Origin of the sequence: Streptomyces sp. NPDC006739 (assembly GCF_042869815.1) — a bacterium.
Lineage (GTDB): Bacteria > Actinomycetota > Actinomycetes > Streptomycetales > Streptomycetaceae > Streptomyces.
In genome coordinates this window covers 82608-106498 of sequence record NZ_JBIAGM010000003.1, presented here as the reverse complement: position 1 = coordinate 106498, position 23891 = coordinate 82608, and the positions used below count along the sequence as shown (strand labels likewise).

At 74.0% G+C, this 23891-nt stretch carries 17 protein-coding genes; 11 read left to right on the top strand and 6 right to left on the bottom strand.

The features are described from left to right. Nucleotides 1–68: 68 nt before the first annotated feature. Together ACFYMM_RS07015 and ACFYMM_RS07010 are read left to right on the top strand one after the other, a co-directional pair. Complete coding sequence (locus ACFYMM_RS07015; RefSeq protein ID WP_388384682.1) at nucleotides 69–1310, top strand: LLM class flavin-dependent oxidoreductase; 1242 nt, start codon at nucleotides 69–71, stop codon at nucleotides 1308–1310. A 19-nt stretch (nucleotides 1311–1329) separates the two neighbouring features. Continuing rightward, a complete protein-coding gene (locus tag ACFYMM_RS07010; RefSeq protein WP_388384680.1) occupies nucleotides 1330–2703 on the top strand; it encodes an NtaA/DmoA family FMN-dependent monooxygenase in 1374 nt (457 codons plus the stop codon). A 25-nt stretch (nucleotides 2704–2728) separates the two neighbouring features. Here ACFYMM_RS07010 and ACFYMM_RS07005 read toward each other — a convergent pair whose 3' ends face one another. After that, the gene (locus tag ACFYMM_RS07005; protein WP_388385282.1) at nucleotides 2729–5293 is read right to left on the bottom strand and encodes a CHAT domain-containing protein; all 2565 of its coding nucleotides are present in this window, start codon (nucleotides 5291–5293) and stop codon (nucleotides 2729–2731) included. Between the two features lie 160 nt (nucleotides 5294–5453). Here ACFYMM_RS07005 and ACFYMM_RS07000 point away from each other — a divergent pair, with 160 nt between their 5' ends. The 3 genes from ACFYMM_RS07000 to ACFYMM_RS06990 are packed head-to-tail and all read left to right on the top strand — an operon-like array spanning nucleotide 5454 to nucleotide 8076. Next, nucleotides 5454–6890 (top strand): S8/S53 family peptidase, encoded by a 1437-nt coding sequence (locus ACFYMM_RS07000; protein WP_388384678.1) that lies wholly within the window; start codon nucleotides 5454–5456, stop codon nucleotides 6888–6890. Next, nucleotides 6887–7525, top strand: a complete 639-nt coding sequence (locus ACFYMM_RS06995) for an RNA polymerase sigma factor (protein ID WP_388384676.1) — start codon at nucleotides 6887–6889, stop codon at nucleotides 7523–7525. Before ACFYMM_RS07000 ends, ACFYMM_RS06995 begins: the two co-directional genes overlap by 4 nt. Beyond that, complete coding sequence (locus ACFYMM_RS06990; RefSeq protein ID WP_388384674.1) at nucleotides 7522–8076, top strand: hypothetical protein; 555 nt, start codon at nucleotides 7522–7524, stop codon at nucleotides 8074–8076. Before ACFYMM_RS06995 ends, ACFYMM_RS06990 begins: the two co-directional genes overlap by 4 nt. A gap of 102 nt (nucleotides 8077–8178) precedes the next feature. Here ACFYMM_RS06990 and ACFYMM_RS06985 read toward each other — a convergent pair whose 3' ends face one another. The 3 genes from ACFYMM_RS06985 to ACFYMM_RS06975 form a co-directional block, all read right to left on the bottom strand. Continuing rightward, nucleotides 8179–9462, bottom strand: a complete 1284-nt coding sequence (locus ACFYMM_RS06985) for a cytochrome P450 (protein ID WP_388384672.1) — start codon at nucleotides 9460–9462, stop codon at nucleotides 8179–8181. Between the two features lie 94 nt (nucleotides 9463–9556). After that, nucleotides 9557–10423 carry an N-formylglutamate amidohydrolase gene (locus ACFYMM_RS06980; protein ID WP_388384671.1) on the bottom strand — a complete coding sequence of 289 codons (867 nt, stop codon included), beginning with the start codon at nucleotides 10421–10423 and terminating at the stop codon, nucleotides 9557–9559. 142 nt (nucleotides 10424–10565) lie between these two features. After that, entirely contained in the window at nucleotides 10566–12785 is a 2220-nt protein-coding gene (locus tag ACFYMM_RS06975) for an NADP-dependent isocitrate dehydrogenase (RefSeq protein WP_388384669.1), read from the bottom strand. Between the two features lie 208 nt (nucleotides 12786–12993). On the opposite strand from ACFYMM_RS06975, the gene ACFYMM_RS06970 reads away from it, so the two are divergent. Continuing rightward, on the top strand, nucleotides 12994–14565 hold the full coding sequence (locus ACFYMM_RS06970) for a M1 family metallopeptidase (RefSeq protein ID WP_388384668.1): 1572 nt from the start codon (nucleotides 12994–12996) through the stop codon (nucleotides 14563–14565). A gap of 4 nt (nucleotides 14566–14569) precedes the next feature. On the opposite strand, the gene ACFYMM_RS06965 is transcribed toward ACFYMM_RS06970, so the two are convergent. Together ACFYMM_RS06965 and ACFYMM_RS06960 are read right to left on the bottom strand one after the other, a co-directional pair. Then, a complete protein-coding gene (locus ACFYMM_RS06965; protein WP_388384666.1) occupies nucleotides 14570–15664 on the bottom strand; it encodes a mechanosensitive ion channel family protein in 1095 nt (364 codons plus the stop codon). A gap of 274 nt (nucleotides 15665–15938) precedes the next feature. Further along, entirely contained in the window at nucleotides 15939–16913 is a 975-nt protein-coding gene (locus ACFYMM_RS06960) for a YbhN family protein (protein ID WP_388384664.1), read from the bottom strand. 195 nt (nucleotides 16914–17108) lie between these two features. On the opposite strand from ACFYMM_RS06960, the gene ACFYMM_RS06955 reads away from it, so the two are divergent. The 5 genes from ACFYMM_RS06955 to ACFYMM_RS06935 all read left to right on the top strand — a co-directional run bounded on the left by ACFYMM_RS06955 (nucleotide 17109) and on the right by ACFYMM_RS06935 (nucleotide 23834). Beyond that, entirely contained in the window at nucleotides 17109–18986 is a 1878-nt protein-coding gene (locus ACFYMM_RS06955; RefSeq protein ID WP_388385281.1) for an ABC transporter ATP-binding protein, read from the top strand. A 302-nt stretch (nucleotides 18987–19288) separates the two neighbouring features. Beyond that, nucleotides 19289–19831, top strand: a complete 543-nt coding sequence (locus tag ACFYMM_RS06950; protein ID WP_388384662.1) for a (2Fe-2S)-binding protein — start codon at nucleotides 19289–19291, stop codon at nucleotides 19829–19831. Then, on the top strand, nucleotides 19828–20826 hold the full coding sequence (locus ACFYMM_RS06945; protein WP_388384660.1) for an FAD binding domain-containing protein: 999 nt from the start codon (nucleotides 19828–19830) through the stop codon (nucleotides 20824–20826). The genes ACFYMM_RS06950 and ACFYMM_RS06945 overlap by 4 nt, the downstream gene beginning before the upstream one ends. 20 nt (nucleotides 20827–20846) lie before the next feature. Then, the gene (locus ACFYMM_RS06940) at nucleotides 20847–22949 is read left to right on the top strand and encodes a xanthine dehydrogenase family protein molybdopterin-binding subunit (RefSeq protein ID WP_388384659.1); all 2103 of its coding nucleotides are present in this window, start codon (nucleotides 20847–20849) and stop codon (nucleotides 22947–22949) included. A gap of 93 nt (nucleotides 22950–23042) precedes the next feature. Further along, nucleotides 23043–23834, top strand: a complete 792-nt coding sequence (locus tag ACFYMM_RS06935; RefSeq protein WP_388384657.1) for a LytR/AlgR family response regulator transcription factor — start codon at nucleotides 23043–23045, stop codon at nucleotides 23832–23834. Nucleotides 23835–23891 lie beyond the last annotated feature (57 nt).

Sequence of the window (23891 nt, the reverse complement as noted above, 5' to 3'; positions counted from 1 at the left end):
CCCACCGGCCCGGCCCCCGTCCGCGCGGGCCGGATCCCTCGTACGGACATCCAGGAAGGCACCCACTCGTGTCCGCATCCTCTTCCGCACCCCTGCACCTCGCCGTCGCCCTGGACGGCACCGGCTGGCATCCGGCGTCCTGGCGCGAGCCGGTGGCCCGGCCCCGGGACCTGCTCACCGCCGGCTACTGGGCCGACCTGGTGGCCGAGGCCGAACGCGGCCTGCTCGACTTCGTGACCATCGAGGACGGCCTCGGCCCGCAGTCCTCCCACCTCCTGGAGCCGGACGACCGCACCGACCAGGTACGCGGCCGTCTCGACGCCGTACTGATCGCCGCCCGGATCGCTCCGCTCACCCACCACATCGGACTGGTGCCGACGGTGGTGGCCACGCACACGGAGCCGTTCCACATCTCCAAGGCGATCGCCACCCTCGACTACGTCAGCACCGGCCGCGCGGGCCTGCGCGTCAGGGTCACCGCCCGGCCCGACGAGGCCGCCCACTTCGGCCGCCGCACCATCGCCCCGGTCGAGGCCCCCACCGGACCCGCCGCCCAGGAACTGCTCACCGAACTGTTCGACGAGGCCGCCGACCACGTCGAGGTCGTCCGCAGGCTCTGGGACAGCTGGGAGGACGACGCGGAGATCCGGGACGCGGCCACCGGCCGGTTCGTGGACCGCGACAAGCTGCACTACATCGACTTCGAGGGACGGCACTTCAGCGTCAAGGGCCCCTCGATCACGCCCCGGCCGCCCCAGGGCCAGCCGCCGGTCAGCGCGCTCGGTCACGGGACGGCGCCGTACCGGCTGATCGCCCGCCAGGCCGACGTCGGGTACGTCACCCCGCGCGACGCCGCACAGGCCCGGGCCGTCGTCGCCGAGATCCGCGCCGAACAGGACGCGGCCGGCCGGGCCGGGGAGCCCCTGCACGTCTTCGGTGACCTCCTCGTCCTCCTCGACGACAGCGCGGCCGACGCCGAGGCCCGGCGCGAGCGGCTGGACACCGCCAACGGGGAGCCGTACGCCGGTGATGCTCCCGTCTTCACCGGTACCGCCGTCCAACTGGCGGATCGCCTGGAGGAGTTGGCGACGGCGGGGCTGGCCGGGTTCCGGCTGCGGCCGGCCGTGCTCGGCCACGACCTGCCCCGGATCACCCAGGACCTGGTGCCCGAACTCCAGCGGCGCGGCCGGTTCCGGCACGCCTACGAGGCCGACACCCTGCGCGGCCTCCTCGGGCTCGCCCGCCCCGCCAACCGCTACTCCCCCAGGCTCTCGGCTTCGCTCGAGCCCGGGGGCACCCCCATCGCCTGAGCCGGAGGGACCGTACGACATGAGCAAGCCGCTGAAGCAGATCCATCTGGCCGCCCACTTCCCCGGTGTCAACAACACCACCGTGTGGAGCGACCCGGCCGCCGGCAGCCACATCGAGTTCAGCTCCTTCGCGCACTTCGCGCGCACCGCCGAACGCGCCAAGTTCGACTTCCTCTTCCTCGCCGAGGGACTGCGCCTGCGCGAACAGGGGGGCCAGATCTACGACCTGGACGTGGTGGGCCGCCCCGACACCTTCACCGTGCTGGCCGCGCTGGCCGCCGTCACCGAGCGGCTCGGGCTGACCGGCACCATCAACTCCACCTTCAACGAGCCCTACGAGGTGGCCCGCCAGTTCGCCAGCCTCGACCACCTCTCCGGCGGCCGGTCGGCATGGAACGTGGTCACCTCCTGGGACGCCTTCACCGGCGAGAACTTCCGCCGGGGCGGCTTCCTGCCGCAGGACGAGCGCTACTCCCGCGCCAAGGAGTTCCTGGCCACCGCGCACGAGCTGTTCGACTCCTGGAGCGGTGACGAGATCGTCGCGGACCCCGCGACCGGTGTGTTCCTGCGGGACGCGAAGGCGGGGGCCTTCGTGCACGAGGGACAGCACTTCGACATCCACGGCCGCTTCAACGTCCCCCGCTCCCCGCAGGGCCGGCCGGTGATCTTCCAGGCGGGCGACTCCGAGGAGGGCCGCGAGTTCGCCGCCGCCGGCGCCGACGCGATCTTCAGCCGGTACGCCACGCTCAAGGAGGGCCAGGCCTTCTACACCGACGTCAAGGCCCGGCTCGCCAAGTACGGCCGCCGCCCCGACCAGCTGCTCATCCTGCCGGCCGCGACCTTCGTCCTCGGCGACACCGACGCCGAGGCGGCGGAACTGGCCCGCGAGGTGCGCCGGCAGCAGGTCAGCGGCGCGACCGCGCTCAAGCACCTGGAGTTCGTCTGGAACCGGGACCTGTCGGCGTACGACCCGGAGGGGCCGCTGCCCGACGTCGACCCGCTGATCAGCGAGGAGCACATCTCGCGCGGCCGGGCCCAGGTGCGGATGTACCGCGACCCGGTCGCCGTCGCCCGGGAGTGGCGCGAACGCGCCGCCGCGAACAACTGGTCCATCCGCGACCTGGTGATCAACACCGGCAACCGGCAGACCTTCGTCGGCTCCCCGGCCACGGTCGCGCGGACCATCGACGACTTCGTGCAGGCCGACGCCAGCGACGGCTTCATCCTGGTCCCGCACATCACCCCCGGCGGCCTGGACCCCTTCGCCGACCGGGTCGTCCCCATCCTGCAGGAAAAGGGTGTCTTCCGCGCCGACTACGAGGGCACCACCCTGCGCGACCACCTCGGCCTGGAACACCCCGACGGGGCACGGAGCGAGCGGGCGGCGTCGTAGCCCCGCGCCGTCGGCGCCGGTGGCCTCAGGCCGCCCCGAACGCGGCGAACGCCCACCCCGTCGCCTGATGGACCGCGTCCCCGGGCAACGCGGCCCGGGCGTCGCGCAGGGACTCGGCCAGGGACAGGCCCGCGTCGAGGCCCTTGTGCAGGGCGAGCATCAGCGGCACCACCGCGGCGTCGTTGACCGGCGCACTGCTCGCCACCACCCCGGCCGTGCCCAGCGGCAGCAACGCCGTGACCAGGCCGAGGAGTTCGTCGGCGCCGACCGAGGCGAGACGGGCGGTGTCGCAGCTGGAGAGGATGATCCGGTACGGGCTGCGGCGCAGCCGCTCGAAGTCGTGCACGATCAGCGGACCGTCCGCCATCCGCAGCGAGGAGAACAGGGGGCTGTCCGCGCGGAACGTGCCGTGCGCGGCGATGTGGGCCAGTTCCGCGCCGTCGAGTTCGTCCAGCACCCGGGGCACCTGGGCCAGGCCGCCCTCCAGCACCGTCGCGGTGCCGTACCGGTCGGCCAGTTCGGGAACCTCGGCGCCGCCCGTGGCCAGGCCCGGGCCGCGCACCAGGACGGGCCGGCCGCCCGGTGGCGGCTCGGTCTCCCGGGCGCGCAGCCAGCTGCCCGCCGACGGCGACACGCTGAGCACCCGCTCGCGCAGCGAGGGCAGCAACGCCCACGGCACCCGGTGCAGCGCCCCGGGCGGTACGACCACCAGCGGCCCGCCGCCCAGGTGCGCCGCCGCCCCGCCCAGCAGCAGTTCCTCCAGCCGCCGGCCCGCCGCCTCCACCAGCGGCAGCCTCGCCTCCGCCCCCGGATGGGCCAGCCGCCGCAGCCCCGCCTGCACGTGCTCGGCCTCGGCCATCGCCGCCGCCGTCGGGCCGCCCTCGAAGCGGCGCACCCTGCCCTGCCCGCACAGCAGCACATGCACCCGGCCGCCCAGTACGGCGAGTTCGACCAGTTGGGTGTCGCCGAGCCGCGCCAGCAGCCGGGCCGGATCGAAGCGCCGGCCGTCCCCGGGGGAGTCGCCGCGCATGTGGTGGGTGCGGGAGCGGATCTCCCGTTCCAGGCGCCGCTGTTCGCGCTCCAGGGCGGGCACCGGGCGGCCGTCCATGCGGGCGGCCTCGGCGCGGGCCGCGATCTCCCGGAACGCGGTCAGACCGCTGAGCAGCGCCGGGTCGGCGGGCGGCCGGGCGGGCGGCGCCGACAGCACGGTGGCCCGCCAGCGCTCGCTCCACACCAGCAGCCGCCGCGGCCCGCCGAGCGCGAGGCTCGCCTCCTGGGCCAGCGCGGCGAGTTCCGCGCCCTGCGCCGTGGCCCGGGCCCGCAGCTCCGAGGCGCCCAGCGTCGTCCGGTGGTCGTCCAGCACGTCCAGACCGCGCCGACAGGCCTCCAGCACCCCGCGCGGGGAACCGGCCGCCCGGGCCCGCAGCGCCTGCGCCGCCCAGCCCGTCATCCGGGCCGTTGCCGGACCGCCGTGCCGGCTGCGCGCGGCCACCGCCAGATGCCGTTCCGCGTCCGCCGTCCGGCCCAGGGCGAGCGCGATCCGGCCCGCCAGCAAGGACGCCTGGGGAGCGGCCGGCGACCCGAAGGAGGCCAGCCGCTCGGCCACCGCCGCCGCGTCCGCCACCAGCCGCCCCGACCTGCGGCCCGCCGCCGACCGGGCCTCGGTCAGCACCAGCCGGGCGTGCGTCTGCCACCACGGCCGCCGCTGCCCCGCGAACAGCCGTACGGCGACGGCGGCCCGGTCGATCGCGGTGTGCGGGTCGCCGGCCGTGAGGGCGGCCCGCGCGGCGGCCAGCAGCAACTCGGCCTTGCGGGTGGACTGCCCGCCGATCCGGTCCAGCAGCGCGGTCGCCGCGTCCGCCTCGGCGAGTGCCTCCGGGGCCAGTCCGGCCGCCATCAGCACCTCGCAGCGGCGGACGGAGAGCATGAAGGTGGGCGTACCGAGCCTGGCGTACCGCTCCGCGGCATCGTCCAGCAGCCGCAGCGCCGCCGGGATGTCCCCGGACCGGAAGGCGGCCAGCCCCCGGCTCTCCACCGCGTCCGCCTTGTCGTGCTCCTGGCCGGTGGTGTCCCACAGCCGCTCCGCCGCAGCGAAGTCGGCGTCCGCCCGGTCCACCGCGCCCAGCGCCAGATGCACGGTGGCCCGCAGGGTCAGCGCCCGCGCCGTCCAGATCACGTCGCCGGCCTGCCGCAGCACCGGTATCGCCCGCCGTACGTCCTCCAGCGCCTCCCGGTGCCGGCCCAGCACCCACCAGACGTACGCCCGCCGGTACAGCACCCGGGCCCGGGTGTGTCCGCCGCCCCGCGCGACCCCCCGCTCGAAGGAGGCCAGTCCCTGCCGCGTGCGCCCCGCGTGCACCAGTGCGACCCCCAGGGTGGCCAGGACGTCCGCCTCCCGCTCGGCCGACTCCGCGCGCGCCGCGAGATCGCGGGCCCGCCGCAGATGGCGCAGGGCGACGCGCAGGTCTCCGAAGTCCCGCTGCCAGATGCCGAGTACCTGGTGGGCGACGCAGGCGTGCAGCGGCGACGGCCCGGTGCGCAGCACCTCCTCCGCGCGTGCCCGGGCCTCGCCCGGGTCGGCGAACACCATCGGCAGCAGTTCGAGAACCGGATCGCTTCCCGCCGTCACGCCTCGGATGGTAGTGGTCCCGGGATGTCCCGCACATGGGGCGGCCGACGCGCCGGCTGTATCAATGGACGGGGGCGCGGCTCTGACTGACGAAGACCGCCTCAGGGGGAGGGGACCCGCGATGGCACCTCAGCGATTCCACGAGCAGTTCGACCAGATCCAGCGTTCGATGCCCGACGTCCCGCTGGCGATGGGCCCGGACGACTCCGCAGAGTTCCTCTACGAGAAGGGCCACGTCCTCGCCCGCGACGGAGCGGAGGCCCACCTCGTCGAGGACACCGTGCGCGCCCACTTCGCAGCGGCCCCCGACCTGGCCGCCGACCAGGTGCGGCGGGCGGGCCCGCGGACCAACCGCACCGGCGTCACCCGCATCCGGGTCGGCGACCCCGGCCACGGCGACCGCGCCGGCGACCACGCCGTCACCCACGCCCTGCGGGCCCTGCGGGAGGCCGAGGGGCGCCGCGGGCACCGGCTGGTCAGCCGCAACCACGTGGTCTCCGTCGCGGTCAACGCGTGTCCCGGCGACGAACCCGTACCCGCCCCGCTCACCGGGCCGCCCAACCCGGCGCCCGCCGAGGGGCCGTACGACCCCGGCACCGCCGTCGGCGTCCTCGTCATCGACACCGGCCTGGTGCACGACTACCGCTCCTACCCGCCGCTCGCCCACACCCGGGGCGACGCACAGGTCCGGGAGACGGACGACCGGGGGGTGCTCCGGCAGTACGTCGGCCACGGCACGTTCATCGCCGGGATCGTCGCCGCCGTCGCACCCAACACCGACGTCACCGTGAGCAACGCGCTCGACGACGCGGGCGCCGTACTGGAGTCCGAGTTCGGCGCCAGGCTCTTCGAGGCGGTCGACCGGGACGGCTGGCCCGACATCATCAGCCTCTCGGCGGGCACCCCCAACGGCCGCCCCGACGGCCTCCTCGGCGCCGACGCCTTCATGCGGGAACTGCGTGACCGGGGAAGCCTGTTGGTGGCCGCCGCCGGGAACAACTCCAGCGCCGCGCCGTTCTGGCCCGCCGCCTACGCCGCCCTGCCCGACTACGCGGACTGCGTGCTCTCGGTCGGCGCGCTGCGCGGGGACGGCGAGTTCGGCGCCTGCTTCAGCAACCACGGCCTCTGGGTGAACGTCTACGCCCCCGGCGAGCGCCTCACCAGCGCCCTCACCGGATTCGACACGCCCGTGCCGTACGTCTACCAGCACTCCACCTACGACGCCTGCCGGTTCGGCTTCACCTACGCCTGCACCTGTCAGTACCCGCGCCACACGGGCGTGCTGAGCGAGGCGCGGCAGGACACCTCCGGCAAACCGGACCAGGTCATGTTCGAGGGGGTCGCGCAGTGGAGCGGGACGTCCTTCGCCACACCGGTCGCCGCCGCGCTGGTCGCGGCGCACATGACAGCGCACAAGGAACGCGACCCGCGCGCGGCGCGCGCCCAGCTCCTTCGGACCGAGACCGGCTACGCGGAGGTGCGCGGGGCGCACGTGCCAGCGCTCAGGCCACCCACCTGGCGCCCGGTGTCCGTCCTCCGGCCGGGTCCGCGGACATGAGGGCCGGAACCGTCTCCTCCACGGCGTACGATGACATGCCGTACACGAGGGGTGGGACCGTGGACCGAGCAGAGGTCGGCGCGTTGGTCCAGTCCGCCGTCGACGGTGACGCGGCGGCCTGGAAGGCGCTCGTGGAAAGGCTGAGCCCGCTGGTGTGGTCCGTGGTGCGCGCGCACCGGCTCTCCGACGCCGACGGGCACGAGGTGTACCAGACGGTGTGGTTCCGCTTCGCCCAGCACCTCGGCAGGATCCGCGAGCCCGACAAGGCCGGGTCCTGGCTGGCCAGTACGGCCCGCCACGAGTGTCTGAAGGTGCTCAGGGGACTGAAGCGGACGATGCCGACGGACGACCCCCAGCTCCTGGACCGGCCCTGCGAGAACCGTACGCCCGAGCAGTCGCTGATCGACTCCGAGGAGGCGGCGGCCCAGGCCGAGCGGATCCGCAGGCTGTGGCAGGAGTTCGAGGAACTCGGCGACCGGTGCAGGCAGTTGCTGCGCGTGCTGATGGCCTCGCCGCCGCCCACCTATCTGGAGGTGTCCGCCGCGCTCGGCATAGCGGTGGGCAGCATCGGCCCCCTGCGCCAGCGCTGTCTGCGCCGCCTGCGGGCCCGTCTCGAGGCGCGGGGTGCGGTATGAGCGGCCTGTACGGGAACCCCGGGGACGAGTTCCCCTCCGACGAGCCCGACGACACCGGTTTCGACGACACCGGCTTCGAGAGCACCGGTTTCGACGACACCGGTGTCGACGGCATCGATTTCGACGGCGGGCCGCTGGAGGAGGAGTTGCGCCAGGCCGCCGCCGTCCTGGACCCGGTCCCCGCCGATCTGCTCCAACTGGCCCTGGAATCCTATGTGTTCCACGACCTCGACGCCCGCATCGCCGAACTCACCTTCGACTCCCTGACCGACGCCCTGCCGGTCAGGGGCATGGCGGACCCGCCGCGCATGCTGACCTTCCGCGCGGGCGAGCTGACGGTCGACGTGGAGGTGACGGGCGAGGGCCTGCTGGGCCAGGTCCTGCCCCCGCAACCGGCCCGGATCGAGATCCTCGGCGGCTCCCGGGCGACGCTCCCGGTCGCCGCCGACACCCTGGGCCGCTTCACCAGCGACACTCCGCCCGCGGGGCCGTTCGCCCTGCGACTGCGCACGGACGCGGACGTGATCGTCACGGAGTGGCTGCGGGCGTAGTACGAGGAGCCCTGAGACCGACTGGCCTTCTACGGATGGTGGTTGGGTTGATTTCGGCTGTGATGAGGGACGGTCGCGGTCCCGGTCGTCTGCCGCCTGCGGTCACCAGGTGACCGGCAACGTCCGTGGCCCCCGGATCAGCGTCCGGTGGCGCCACTCCACCCGCTCGGGCGGGACGGCCAGGCGCAGGCCCGGCAGGCGGTCCAGGAGGGCGTCGGTCAGCAGCTCCGTCTGGAGGCGGGCGAGGACCGCGCCGGTGCAGTAGTGCGGGCCGTTGCCGAACGCCAGGTGCGGGTTCGGGTCGCGGTCGGGGTCGATGCGGTCGGGGTCGGGGAAGACGTCCGGGTCGCGGTTGGCGGCGAGGTAGGAGACGTAGACCGGGTCGCCCGCCGCGATCAAGCGGCCACCGAGCCGCACGTCCTCGAGGGCGATCCGGGCCAGGCCCACCGAGCTGCGGTGCGGGATGTGACGCAGCAGCTCGTCCAGGACGGTGCCGCGCGCCTCGGGCCGGGCGCGCATCCGTTCCATCAGCTCGGGGCGGGTGAGCAGCAGGAACAGCATCTGGCCGCAGTTGTGGGTGACGGCCTCGCCGCCGATCTGCAGCGGCCCGGCGAGCCCGACCGCCTCCTCCTCGCCGATCCGCCCGGCCGCCACGGCCACCCCGAGCAGCGAGTACACGTCGTCGTCCGTGCTGCGGGCGCGGTCCCTGATCGTCTGCGCGATCCACGCGTACATGTCCTTCTTGGCCCGGTCGGCGGTCTCCGCGCCGCCCGAGGTGGAGATGATCCGCCGCGTCCAGGCGTGCACCCGTGCCCGGTCGGCCGCCGGCACGCCCATCACCTCGCTGACGACGGCGACCGGGAAGGGGACCAGCACCCGCTCGATCAGATCGGCGGGCGGCCCGTCCCGTACGACGCCGTCCACCAGCTCGTCCAGGATCTCCTGGGCGCGGGGCCGCAGCCGCTTCATCGCGCCCACGGTGAACGCCCTGGCGACCGGCTTGCGCAGCCGGTTGTGGTCGGGCTGGTCGGCCCAGGCGAGCGAGCCCGGGCGGGGCGCGAAGCTGGGCGCGACCCGGGTCACCTGGCGGCGGGTCACTTCCGCACGGCTGAACCGCGGATCGTTGGTGATCAGCTTCACGTCCTCGTACCGGGTGGCCAGCCACGCCCAGCCCTCACCGAACGGCAACCGGATCCGGGTCAGCGGGCCCTCCCGCATCAGGTCCGCGAGGACCGGGTCGAACTCCGTGCCGTCCAGGTCGAGCGGAGGCCACTCCCGTACCGGCGGCGGGGTCGGACCGGCGACCGGGCCGGTGTGCCCGGCCAGGCCCTTCACTCGCACGGGCGGCGGGTTACCGCCGGGGAGCGCGCTGATCTCCTGCGTCATGCACTCCACCCTGGTACGCGGACCGCGCCGTGTCCTGCGGAAGTGCTCCGGGCGGAGGGTGCCCCGGCCGGAGAGCGCCTGCCGAGAGCCGAGGTCAGCCGTCCGTCCCGTCGATGCCGTCCGTCCCGTCGATGCCGTCCGCCCTGTCGATGCCGTCCGCCCCGTCGACGAGGGCCGCCAGCGCCCGGGCGAGCGCGAGGGCACCCGGACCGGGCGCGCCGCCCGGCTCGGTCATGTAGAGATCGCGCCGGATCTCCACCATCAGGGCGCTGACCCGGGGCTCGCGGCCGTGGAACTCCAGCGGTACGTACGCGCCGCTGAAGGGGCTGTCCAGCCCGGTCTGCCCGCACGTCCGGAACGCCTCCCGGGCCAGCCGGGCGAGCATCGGCGGGGTGTGGAAGGCGTCGGTGCCCAGGCACACCGGCGGGCGGGGTCCGGCGCCGTGCAGCTCGTAGGGCAGCGGCGCGCTGGGATAGGAGTGCACGTCGATCACGACGGCCCGTCCGGTGGCGGCCAGCCGGTCGCGCACCGCCTCGGTCATCGCCCGCGCGTACGGCCGGAAGTAGCGCTCGATCAGCGCCCCGGGGTCGGTGCCGGCGGGCCGCAGCGGAGCCCGGTGCGTGGTCCGGGTGTAGACGGCGCCCATGCCGACGGCCAGCATCTCCTCCCGCTCGTCCGGGAACCGCTCCGGATCGACGACCAGCCGCGACAGCCGGTTGTGGAACCGCCAGGGAGCCGCCCGGCACAGCCCCGCCGCGCGCTCCGCGATGTCCGCGGTGTGCGCGTCGGTGATGTGGTCCAGTTCCGCTTCGAGCGCGGCGTCGTCCAGCAGGACGCCCTGCCGTACGTCCGGCGGTATCTCCCGCGCGGAGTGCGGCACGTGCAGGATCACCGGCGACCGGGCCGCGCCGGCCAGGAGTTCGAACGACGGGGCGGGCGTGGCACGGGACGAGGTCTGCACGGGCTGCTCCAGGGGCGCTGTCGGTGATCCGGTACCAACTCTCGCACCGGCGGCCGCACCTGTTCCGGGGACGGCTCCGCCCCGGCCGGGAAGTGCCGGCCGGGGCGGAGCCAGGTGCGGGGCGACCGTCGGGCCGGCCGGGTCAGCTCAGGACGGCGAGCGCCTCGTTCCAGGTGGCCGACGGGCGCATGACCGCGTCCGCCTTGGCCTTCTCCGGCTGGTAGTAGCCGCCGATGTCGGCCGGCGAGCCCTGGACCGCGGCCAGCTCCCCGACGATCTTCTGCTCGTCGGCCGTGAGGGTCTCGGCGAGCGGCGCGAACGCCTTGGCCAGGTCGGCGTCGTCGGTCTGCCGGGCCAGCTCCTGCGCCCAGTACAGGGACAGGTAGAAGTGGCTGCCGCGGTTGTCGATGCCGCCGACGCGACGGGTCGGGGACTTGTCCTCGTCGAGGAAGGTCGCCGTGGCGCGGTCGAGGGTGTCGGCGAGGACCTTGGCACGGGTGTTGCCGGTGGCCTGCGCGTACTGCTCGAAGGACGGCACCAGGGCGAAGAACTCACCCAACGAGTCCCAGCGCAGGTAGTTCTCCTTGACCAGCTGCTGGACGTGCTTCGGCGCGCTGCCGCCGGCACCGGTCTCGAACAGTCCGCCGCCCGCCATCAGCGGGACGACCGACAGCATCTTGGCGCTGGTGCCCAGCTCCAGGATCGGGAACAGGTCGGTGAGGTAGTCGCGCAGGACGTTGCCGGTCACCGAGATGGTGTTCTCGCCGCGGCGGATGCGCTCCACCGACAGCTTGGTGGCCTCCACCGGCGCCAGGATCCGGATGTCCAGGCCCTCGGTGTCGTGCTCCGGCAGGTACGCCTTGACCTTCTCGATCAGCTGGGCGTCGTGGGCGCGGGTCTCGTCCAGCCAGAACACGGCCGGGTCGCCGGTGGCGCGGGCGCGGGTGACGGCGAGCTTCACCCAGTCCTTGATCGGCGCGTCCTTGGTCTGGCAGGCGCGGAAGGTGTCGCCGGCCGAGACGGTCTGCTCCAGGACGACGTTGCCGGCCTGGTCGACCAGCCGGACCGTGCCGGTGACCGGGATCTCGAAGGTCTTGTCGTGGCTGCCGTACTCCTCGGCCTTCTGCGCCATCAGGCCGACGTTCGGTACGGAGCCCATGGTGGCGGGGTCGTAGGCGCCGTGGGCCCGGCAGTCGTCGAGTACGGCCTGGTAGACGCCGGAGTAGGAGGAGTCCGGCAGCACCGCGAGGGTGTCGGCCTCCTGGCCGTCGGGGCCCCACATGTGACCGGAGGTGCGGATCATGGCCGGCATGGAGGCGTCGACGATCACGTCGGACGGGACGTGCAGGTTGGTGATGCCCTTGTCGGAGTCGACCATGGCCAGCGCCGGGCCCTCGGCCAGCTCGGCGTCGAAGGAGGCCTTGATCTCGTCACCGTTCGGCAGGGACTCCAGGCCCTTGAAGATGCCGCCCAGACCGTCGTTCGGGGTCAGACCGGCCGCGGCGAACGTCTCGCCGTACTTCGCGAAGGTCTGCGGGAAGAAGGCGCGCACCACGTGGCCGAAGACGATCGGGTCGGAGACCTTCATCATCGTGGCCTTCAGGTGCACGGAGAACAGGACGCCCTCCTCCTTGGCGCGGGCGACCTGCGCGGTGAGGAACTCGCGCAGGGCGGCCACGCGCATCACGGAGGCGTCCACGACCTCGCCGGCCTGGACCGGCACGGACTCGCGCAGGACGGTGGTGGAGCCGTCGTCGCCCTTCAGCTCGATGCGCAGCGAACCGGCCTCGGAGACGACCGTGGACTTCTCCGTCGAGCGGAAGTCGTCGACGCCCATGGTCGCCACGTTGGTCTTGGAGTCGGCGGACCAGGCGCCCATGCGGTGCGGGTGGGTCTTCGCGTAGTTCTTGACCGAGGCGGGGGCGCGGCGGTCGGAGTTGCCCTCGCGCAGCACCGGGTTGACGGCCGAGCCCTTGATCTTGTCGTAGCGGGCGCGGATCTCGCGCTCCTCGTCCGACTTGGGGTCGTCCGGGTAGTCCGGCAGCGCGTAGCCCTTGCCCTGCAGTTCCGCGACGGCGGCCTTCAGCTGGGGGATGGACGCCGAGATGTTCGGCAGCTTGATGATGTTGGCCTCGGGCGTCTTGGCCAGCTCACCCAGCTCGGTCAGCGCGTCCGGGATGCGCTGGTCCTCGTTCAGGTACTCCGGGAAGACGGCGATGATGCGCCCGGCCAGGGAGATGTCGCGGGTCTCCACGGAGACACCGGCCTGTGCGGCGTACGCCTGGATCACCGGCAGGAACGAGTGCGTGGCCAGGGCCGGGGCCTCGTCTGTGTAGGTGTAGATGATGGTCGAGTCAGTCACCGGGTGCTCCGCTCCACGTCTGCAACATTGCTCGACATCAAGATATCTCGTGAACCCCGCCCACTCGACAGCGGTCCACCCCCACGCCGGAATCACACTCGTGTCGCCGAGGCGCAACCGGGGTGGCCGATTCTGTGGTCCAGGAAGTTGATCGCCCCATCACCGACGGCCGGATCCGACCGCCCGGCCGTCCGAGCGAAAGCGGACCATGAGATATCGCAGCAGAGTGACGGCCCCCGCGGCCGCCCTGATCGGCACGGCGACCGCACTGACCCTCGGCCCCGCCGCCCAGGCGCGCCCGATGACCGGCAAGGACACGGGGAACCCCGGCAAGGACACGGGGACCCCCGGCCCGGAGACCCTCGGCGACCCGGTCTTCCCGGCCCTCGGCAACGACGGCTACCGCGTCTCCTCCTACCACCTCGACCTCGCCTACGACCCGACGACCAAGCTGGTCGAGGGCACCGTGACCCTGTGCATACGCACCGACCGGTGTCTGACGCGGTTCTCCCTGGACTCCCTCGGCCTGGACATACGCTCCGTGGACGTCGACGGCAGCCCGGCCCAGTTCGAGCAGGCCGACGAGAAGCTGCGCGTCACGCCCGCCCGGGAGCTGCCGGCCGGCCGCCGGGCCACGGTGTGCGTCGCCTACTCCGCCGACCCGCACCGCAGCCTCCCGCACACCGGCTGGGTCGTCACCCCGGACGGGTTCGCGGTGTGCGGCCAGCCGAACTCCTCGCACACCGTCTTCCCGTGCAACGACCACCCCTCGGACAAGGCGGACTTCACCTTCCGGCTCACCGTGCCGGACCCGCTGCGCGCGGTCGCCAACGGCCTGCTGGTGGGCACCGAGAGCCTGTCCGGCGGCCGTACCGCGTACTCGTACCGCTCCCGCTCGCCGATGGCCACCGAACTGGTCCAGATCACCGTCGGCGACTACGTGGTCAAGGACCGGCAGGGCCCGCACGGCCTGCCCCTGCGCGACGTCGTACCGACCGCCCGCGCCACCGCCCTGGAACCGGCGCTCGCCCTCACCCCCGGCCTGGTGGACTGGCTGGAGGGGCACCTGGGCGCGTTCCCCTTCGAGACGTACGGCCTGCTGCCGTGCAACTCCGACGACCCGAACGCCTTCGACTTCACCGGCCTGGAGACCCAGACCCTCACCCTGTACAAGCCGAACTTCCTGCTCCAGGAGGAGAAGAAGATCGGCTCGCACATGATGCACGAGCTGGTCCACTCCTGGTTCGGCAACATGGTCAGCCCCGCCACCTGGGCCGACCTGTGGCTCAACGAGGGCCACGCCGACTTCTACGGACTGCTGTACCGCTACGAGCGCGGCTGGACCGACTCCCTCGGCTACAGCACCTTCGAGGACCGTATGAAGTACACGTACGGCGTCGGCGACCAGTGGCGGCACGACTCGGGCCCGGTCGCCGCGCCCAACGCGGTCAACCTCTTCGACAGCCAGCGCTACACGGGCGGCGTGCTGGTCCTGTACGCGCTGCGCCAGGTCGTCGGCGAGGACGTCTTCCACACGATCGAGCGCTGCTTCCTGGACCGGTACCGGAACTCCTCGGCGACGACGGAGGACTACATCGCCGTCGCCTCGGAGGTCTCCGGTCAGGACCTGTCCGGCTTCCTGCGGGACTGGCTCTACGGCACCAAGACCCCGCGGATGCCCGGCCACCCGGACTGGACGGTCACGCCGGTGACCCCGTCGCTCGCCGCGCCGCACAGCCGCAGGGGCGGCCACTGGCACGAGAACTCGGCGACTCTCTGAGCCGTCAGTCGAGGTGGGCGGCGCGCGCGTCGCCCACCTCCTCGCCACTGCGCTGGTGCGGGATCACCACCGTCCCCTGCTGCAGGGCCACCGTCCGCGCCGGGGCCGGGATGCGGATGCCCTCCTCGCGGTAGCGGCGGTGCAGGCGCTTGATGAACTCGTGCTTGATCCGGTACTGGTCGCTGAACTCGCCGACCCCGAGGACGACCGTGAAGCCGACGCGGGAGTCGCCGAAGGTGTGGAAACGGATGGCCGGTTCGTGGTCCGGGAGGGCGCCGGCGACGTCGGTCATGACCTCGGTGACGACCTCGGCGGTCACCCGCTCGACGTGGTCCAGGTCGCTGTCGTAGCCCACCCCCACCTGCACCAGGACCGTCAACCGCTGCTCGGGACGGGTGTAGTTGGTCATGTTCGACTTGGCGAGCTGCCCGTTGGGCACGACCACCAGGTTGTTGGAGAGCTGCCGCACGGTCGTCTGGCGCCAGTTGATGTCCACGACGTACCCCTCCTCACCGCTGCCGAGCCGGATGTAGTCGCCCGGCTGCACGGTCTTGGAGGCGAGGATGTGGATGCCGGCGAAGAGGTTGGCGAGGGTGTCCTGCAGGGCCAGGGCGACGGCCAGACCGCCCACGCCCAGGGCGGTGAGCATCGGCGCTATCGAGATGCCCAGCGTCTGCAGCACCACCAGGAAGCCGATCGCCAGCACCAGCACCCGGGTGATGTTCACGAAGATGGTGGCCGACCCGGCGACGCCCGAGCGGGACTGGGTGACCCGCTGCACCAGCCCGGCGATCACCCGCGCCGCGGACAGCGTCACCACGAAGATGAGCCACACCTGGAGCGCCTGGTTGACGTGGTGCTGGACGGTTCGGGTCAGCGGCAGCACCGCCGCGCCCGCCGCCGCACCGCCGGCGATCGCCGCCCAGGGCACCACACCGCGCAGGGCGTCCACGATGACGTCGTCGCCGCTCCACCGGGTCCGCTTGGCGTGCTTGGCCAGCCAGCGCAGCAGCGTCCGGGACAGGAAGGCCAGCAGCAGGCCCGCCGCCAGGGCGATCGAGGCGAGCACGCCGTCGTCCAGGGTCGGCGTGCGGTTCACCGGTCGCCTCCGGGAAGACGGTCCGCTGCGGTCCGTGCCGCCGTCGGCCGGATGTGAAGTCTCGTCACGTGGTCACCTGTTCGTTTCCGGGATGTGCGGTCGCGTCCGCCGGCGCGCCAGGTACGACGTCGCCGGCGGCCGCGACTGTTCATCCTGCCGTATGGCGAACGGGAGTTCGTATCCTGGGTCGGGCGGGCGGCGGACACACGGATCCGTGACCGACCCCTGCCGCCCCGCGCTCCGCGCCCCGCCCCGGTCGGCGCGGCACCCTCCCTCAGATGACCTTCCAGCGCACCAGCGCGCCCAGCGTCAGCGCGCCCGGCAGCAGCGGCAGCCAGACGGTGATGATCCGGTAGGCGAGTACGACCGCCGTGGCCACCGCCGCCGGGCCGCCCGCCGCGACCAGGGCCACGATCAGCGCGGCCTCGACGGAACCGAGACCGCCCGGTGTGGGCACCAGGGCCACCGCGGCCGTCGCCGCCAGATAGGCCAGCGCGATGTGCGCGGGCGGCACCGGCAGGTCCATCGCCCGCCCCACCGCGACCAGCCCGGCGGCCTGCAGCGCCGGGAAGGCCAGCGACCCGCCCCACAGGGCCAGGGCGCGGGCCGGCCGCGTGTGCACCGCACGGGCCTCGCCCAGCGCGGCCCGCAGGAACGAGGACACGGCCGTGCGCAGTCGTCGTACGAGCGCCAGCGCGGCCACCGCCCCGACGAGCAGGCCGGCCGCCCCCAGCAGCAGCCAGGCCGCCGCCCCGCCGGGCAGCAGGCCGCCCGGGCTCAGCGCGCCGGGGAAGGCGATCAGCAGGGCGGCCAGCAGCGCGAGCCGGCCCACGCACTCCGCCAGCATGTAGAGGGCGAGGGCGGCCGAGGAGCGGGCCAGGGGGACCCCGCACACGGTCATGAAGCGCAGGTTCACCGCGCCGGCGCCGAGCCCGGTCGGCAGCAGGTGGTTGGCGGCGCCCGCCGCGAACTGGGTGGCGAGCAGCCGCCGTTTGGGCAGCGGCTGCACCACCGCGCCCTGCCGGGTGACCGCGGCGGCCACCCAGGTCAGGCAGGTCGCGCCGCAGGCCGCCAGCAGCCATGGCCAGGAGGCCGTCCGCAGCTGGCCGAAACCCTCCGCGAGGACGGAGCGGTTCCGCACCGCCGCCACGGTGACGAGCAGGAGCGGGACCAGGCACAGCACCTGGCGGACGGGGACGCGTCGGGGGAGCCGTCCCGGGGGCGCGGGGGGAAGCTGGACCGCTGTCACATCCGTAGAGGTTTTCCGGGCCGCGCCAACGGCGGGTGGCGGAATCGGGGACGGGGGCTGAACCGGCGGCGGAGGCTTCAGGACGGGCCGCGGACGAGGGCGCCGCGGCCGGGTCCGCGGCTCCCTCGGACGGGTGTGCGCCGAGCGGGCATTGACCTCAATGACGCTTGAGGTCTTACGTTCTCCTGCATGAGCATGGAGACCACAGCCTGGACACAGCTGCACAGCGTGATGACCGCGCAGCAGGAGCGCCGCCCGTTCGAACGGGCCACCCTGCGCCGCATCGCCGCCTTCGCCCGCCCGCACCGCCGGGGCATCGCCCGTTTCGTGCTGCTCGGGGTGGTGACCGCGCTGCTCGCCGTCGCGACCCCGGTGCTGGCCGGACGCGTCGTCGACGCGATCGTGTCGGGTGACGACTCCGGCCGGGTCGTACGACTGGCCCTGCTCATCGCGGGGGTCGCGGTCGCCGAGGCGGCGCTCGGCATCCTCGGCCGGCGCCTGTCGGCGACGCTCGGGGAGGGCCTCATCCTCGACCTCAGGACGGCTGTGTTCGATCATGTGCAGCGCATGCCCGTCGCGTTCTTCACACGTACTCGTACGGGAGCGCTGGTCAGTCGGCTCAACAACGACGTCATCGGCGCCCAGCGGGCGTTCAGCAACACCCTGTCGGGTGTGGTGAGCAACCTGGTCACGCTGCTGCTCACGCTCGTGGTCATGCTCACCCTGTCCTGGCAGATCACCCTGCTCGCGCTGGTGCTGCTGCCGGTGTTCCTGCTGCCCGCCCGCCGGATGGGCAGCAGGATGGCGGGCCTGCAGCGGGAGGCGGCGGCGCTGAACGCGGCCATGGGCACCCGGATGACGGAGCGCTTCTCGGCCCCCGGCGCCACCCTGGTCAAACTGTTCGGGCGGCCCGAGGAGGAGTCGGCGCAGTTCGCGGCGCGCGCCGGTCTGGTGCGCGACATCGGGGTGCGCACGGCCACCTCGCAGTCGGTGTTCATCACCTCGCTCACCCTCGTCTCCGCCCTGGCGCTGGCCCTGGTCTACGGCCTCGGCGGCTGGTTCGCCCTGCACGGCACCCTGCAGCCGGGCGCCGTGGTGTCCCTGGCCCTGCTGCTGACCCGGCTCTACGCGCCGCTCACCGCGCTCGCCGGCGCCCGGGTCGAGATCATGTCCGCCCTCGTCAGCTTCGAGCGGGTGTTCGAGGTGCTCGATCTCGAGCCGCTCATCGTGGAGAAGCCGGAGGCGCGCGAGGTGCCCGAGGGCCCGGTGGCGGTCGAGTTCGACGAGGTCCGCTTCGGCTACCCGGCCGCCGACAAGGTCTCCCTCGCCTCCCTGGAGGAGGTCGCCACCCTCGACACCAGAGGCGGCGCCGAGGTCCTGCACGGCATCTCCTTCCGCGCCGAACCCGGCCAGACCATCGCCCTCGTCGGCTCCTCCGGCGCCGGCAAGTCCACCATCGCCCAGCTGCTGCCGCGCCTGTACGACGTCGACGCCGGCGCCGTCCGCGTGGGCGGGGTGGACGTCCGCGACCTGAGTGCCACCTCGCTGCGGGCCACCCTCGGCATGGTCACCCAGGACGGCCACCTCTTCCACGACACCGTCCGCGCCAACCTGCTGCTGGCCCGGCCCGCCGCCACCGACGACGACCTCTGGGACGCCCTCGGCCGCGCCCGCCTGGCCGAGGTCGTACGGTCCCTGCCCGACGGCCTGGACACGGTGGTCGGCGAGCGCGGCTACCGGCTCTCCGGCGGCGAGCGCCAGCGCATGACCATCGCCCGGCTGCTGCTGGCCCGCCAGCGCGTGGTCATCCTCGACGAGGCCACCGCCCACCTGGACAACACCTCGGAGGCGGCCGTGCAGGAGGCCCTCACCGAGGCCCTGGAAGGACGCACCGCCGTGGTCATCGCGCACCGGCTGTCCACGGTCCGGGCCGCCGACCAGATCCTCGTGGTGGAGGCCGGCCACATCGTGGAGCGCGGCACGCACGACGAACTCCTGGCGGCCGGCGGACGCTACGCGGAACTGCACCGCACCCAGTTCGCCGGCCACGACGACGAAGTGCCGACGGCCTGAACCCGCGGCGCCCACGGCGCCGCGCAGCCGCCGCGAGGGCCTGGGCCCTGTCGTCCCCGCCTGTCCGGCGACGCCTGGCACGCACGCTCGCCCGTGTTGCCGAAACGCCCACGTGGCTCCGCCACGAGGGCGCTCCGGCGCCCTGCGATCGCACGCACCAGACACCGCCGGACCCACCCTCCGGGCGGACGACGGGAATGTGACGACAGGACCTCGCGGTGCGGGGCGGGACGTGTGAGCCGGCGCGGTCTGGATACGCGGTCCGCACGGCACCACGGCCCCTGCGGAAGGCCCACCCCGCCATGACCAGTGCGAACGACCGGCCCGGCCCGGAATCGGAGATCACCCTCCGGGTCAACGGCAAACCCCACACCCTGCTCGTCGACCACCGGCGGGTCCTGCTGGACCTGCTGCGCGAGGACCTCGGCCTCACCGGGGCCAAGAAGGGCTGCGACCACGGCCAGTGCGGCGCCTGCACCGTGCTCGTCGACGGGCGCCGCCTGGACAGCTGTCTGCTGCTCGTCGTCGCCCTGGACGGCGGCGAGGTCACCACCATCGAGGGCCTGGGCGGGGACGGCGAGGAGCCGCACCCCCTCCAGCGGGCCTTCCTCGACCGGGACGCCTTCCAGTGCGGCTACTGCACCCCCGGCCAGATCTGCTCGGCCGTCGGCGCCCTCGCGGAGGCCGCGGCCGGACACCCCTCGCACGTCACCGACCCCGCCGCCCCCTCCGGCCGCCCCGTCCCGCTGGACCGGGCCGAGATCGCCGAGCGGCTCAGCGGCAACCTCTGCCGCTGCGGCGCCTACCCCCGCATCGTCGATGCCGTGCGGGACGTGATCCCGTGAAGCCCTTCGGATACGTCCGGCCCGGCAGCGTCCAGGAAGCGGTGGAGGCCTTCGCCGCCCACCCCCGCGCCCACTACCTGGCCGGCGGCACCAACCTCGTCGACCTCATGAAACTCGGCGTCGAACAGCCCGCCGTCCTCATCGACGTCGGCCGGCTCCCGCTGGACACCGTGGACGAACTGCCCGACGGCTCGCTGCGCGTCGGCGCCACCGTCCGCAACAGCGACCTCGCCGCCCACCCGGCCGTCCGCGACCGCTACCCCGCGCTCTCCCAGGCGCTGCTCGCGGGCGCCTCCGCCCAGCTGCGCAACGCCGCCACCACCGGCGGCAACCTGCTCCAGCGCACCCGCTGCCCCTACTTCCAGGACCCGGACAAACCCTGCAACAAACGCGCGCCCGGCAGCGGCTGCGGCGCCCTGGACGGCGTACACCGCGACCACGCCGTCCTCGGCCACTCCCCGCACTGCGTGGCCACCCACCCCTCCGACATGGCCGTGGCCCTGGCCGCCCTGGACGCCCGCGTCGAGCTGTACGGCACCGACGGCACCCGCAGCCTGCCCGTGGCCGACTTCCACCGGCTGCCCGGCGACCACCCCGAACGCGACACCGAGATCCGCCCCGGCGAACTCATCACCGGCGTGCTGCTCCCGGCCGCCACCGCGTTCGCGCCCTCCGCCTACCGCAAGGCCCGCGACCGGGCGTCGTACGCCTTCGCCCTCGCCTCCGTCGCCGTGCTGCTGCGGGTGTCGGACAGCGGTGTGATCACCCAGGCGGGCCTCGCCTTCGGCGGCCTGGCGCACCGGCCCTGGCGGGCCCGCCACACCGAACGCGCCCTGCTGGGCGCACCCGCCACCCCCGCCGCCTTCGAGGGCGCCGTCGCCCTGGAACTCGACGCCGCCGAACCCCTGCGCGACAACGCCTACAAGGTGCCCCTCGCCCGCAACCTCGCCCTCGACGTCCTGGCCCGCCTCGCCCCGGCCCACGCCACCGCCTGAACCGCCACACTGGAGGACCCATGCCCCGCACCGGCACCGCGCTGGGCGCCCCGGCCGAGCGCCGGGAAGGACGGGAGAAGGTCACCGGCGCCGCCCGCTACGCCGCCGAGTACCCGCTGCCGGGCCGCGCCTTCGGCCGGGCGGTGCCCGCCTCGGTGGCCCGTGGCCGGGTCACCGGCGTCGACACCGCCGCCGCCCTCGCCCTCCCGGGCGTCCTCGCCGTCCTCACCCACGAGAACGCCCCGCGCCTCGCCGAACCCGACGACGCCACCCTCGCCGTACTGCAGGACGCCCGCGTCCCGCACCGTGGCTGGTTCGTCGCGCTGGCCGTCGCCGAGAGCCCGGAGGCGGCCCGCGCCGCCGCCCGGGCGGTCCGCGTGGACTACGCCACCGAGGAACACGACGTGCACCTCACCCCGGACCACCCGGCCGCCCGCGACGCCGAGGAGACCGGCAGCGGCCAGCCGGGCCGCACCCAACAGGGCGACCCCGAGGGCGCGTTCGCGTCCGGCGAGGTCCGGGTGGACGTCGAGTACCGGGTGCCGCCCCTGCACAACCACCCGATGGAACCGCACACGAGCACCGCGCACTGGCAGGGCGACCGGCTCACCGTGTACACCTCCAGCCAGGGCGGCACCACCGCACGCGCCGTCCTCGCCCAGGTGTTCCGGCTGCCCGAGGAGCAGATCACCGTCGTGGCCGAGCACGTCGGCGGCGGCTTCGGGTCCAAGGGCACCCCGCGCCCCGACCTGGTGCTCGCCGCACTGGCCGCACGGCACACCGGCCGGCCCGTCACCGTCGCCCTCCCGCGCCGCCAGCTGCCCGCCGTCGTCGGACACCGCGCGCCCACCCTGCACCGGCTGCGCCTGGCCGCCGCCCCGGACGGCCGGCTCACCGCCCTGCTGCACGAGGTGACCACGCACACCTCCCGCGTGAAGGAGTTCGTGGAACCGGCCGCGGTGCCCGCCCGCGTCATGTACGCCGTGCCGAACCTGCGCACCGTCCACCGGGTGGTGGCACTGGACGTCCCCACCCCGTCGTGGATGCGCGCGCCCGGCGAGGCGCCCGGCATGTACGCCCTGGAGTCGGCCGTCGACGAACTCGCCGACACCCTCGGCATGGACCCCGTGGAGCTGCGCGCCCGCAACGAACCCGAACGGGAGCCGGACAGCGGCAGGCCGTTCAGCAGCAGGCACCTCGTCGACTGCCTGCGGGAGGGCGCCCGGCGCTTCGACTGGGCCCGCCGCGACCCGCGCCCCGGGATCCGCGCCGAGGGCCCGCTGCTGGTCGGCACCGGCGTGGCCGCCGCCACCTACCCCGTCCAGGTGGTCCCGTCCAGCGCCACCGCGACCGCCCTGCCGGACGGCACCTTCGTGGTGCGGACCAACGCCGCCGACATCGGCACCGGAGCCCGTACCGTCCTGGCTCAGGTGGCCGCCGACGCCCTCGGCGTGCCGCTGGACCGGGTCAGGACCGAGGTGGGCCGCAGCGACCTGCCCCCGGCCCCGCTGGCCGGCGGGTCCTCCGGCACCGCCTCCTGGGGCTGGGCCGTCCACGACGCCTGCGCGCGCCTGGCCGGACGCCTCGCCCGGCACACCGGCCCGCTGCCCGACGGCGGACTCGGCGAGCGGGCGGACACCACGGGCCGGGCCGACGCCGACAGCCCCTACGCCCGGCACGCCTTCGGCGCGCACTTCGCCGAGGTCGCCGTGGACACCGTCACCGGCGAGATCCGGGTGCGCCGACTTCTCGGCGTCTACGCCGCCGGACGGATCCTCAACGCCCGTACCGCCCGCTCCCAGTTCGTCGGCGGCATGACCATGGGCCTGGGCATGGCCCTCACCGAGGGCAGCACGACGGACCCGGCCTTCGGCGACTTCGCGGAGTCGGACCTGGCCTCCTACCACGTGCCCGCCCACGCCGACGTCCCGGACATCGAGGCCCACTGGATCGACGAGGACGACCCCCACCTCAACCCCATGGGCAGCAAGGGCATCGGCGAGATCGGCATCGTCGGCACCGCCGCCGCCATCGGCAACGCCGTCCACCACGCCACCGCGGTCCGCTTCCGCGAGCTGCCCCTCACCCCGGACCGGGTGCTGACCGCCCTGTCCGGCGGGTGACCGGGCCCGCGAGGTTTGCCGGTGCCGGGACCCTGGAAGGCCGCTGGAAGGCGACCCGTCCGGGGCGGCCCTCCAAGGCAAGGGAGCGGGGAGATGCGCGAGGCGGCGCTGCGCGTGCTGGCCGTGGACGACGAGGAACCCGCGCTGGAGGAACTGCTGTTCCGGCTGCGCGAGGACCCGCGGGTGGGCAGCGTCCAGTCCGCGCCCGAGGCCGGCGAGGCGCTGCGGCGACTGGACCGGGCCCGCCGGGAGCGGGCCGGCCCGGACGCGGCCGACGCCATCGACGTCGTCTTCCTCGACATCAACATGCCGGGTCTCGACGGCCTCGAACTGGCGGGCCTGCTGGCCGGCTTCGCCCGCCCGCCGCTGATCGTCTTCGTCACCGCCCACGAGGACTTCGCGGTACGGGCCTTCGACCTCAAGGCCGTGGACTACCTGCTGAAACCGATCCGCCCGGAACGCTTCTCGGAAGCCGTGCGGCGGGTGGCCGAACTGACCCGCGCCGGACAGGGGCCGGGCCGGCCGAGGGCCCTGGGCGAGCACGTCCCGGTGGAACTGGGAGGGATCACCCGGTTCGTCGGCGTCGCCGACATCACCTACGTCGAGGCGCAGGGCGACTACGCCCGCCTGCACACCCGGCGGGGCAGCCACCTGGTGCGGATCCCGCTGGCCACACTGGAGGAACAGTGGCGCCCCCACGGGTTCGTCCGCATCCACCGCAGCCACCTGGTGGCCCTCGGGAGCATCGAGGAACTGCGCCTGGAGGCGGGCAATCTGACCGTCAAGGTCGGCGACCGCGTCCTCGCCGTGAGCCGCCGCAACGCCCGTGAACTGCGCGATCTGCTCGCCGTACACGCCAAGGGCGCGGTGAGCGGGCCACGTTGACCCGTCGTGCACCGCGCGCGGTGGCTACCTCGTGGCCGCCGCGCTGCGTACACTCGC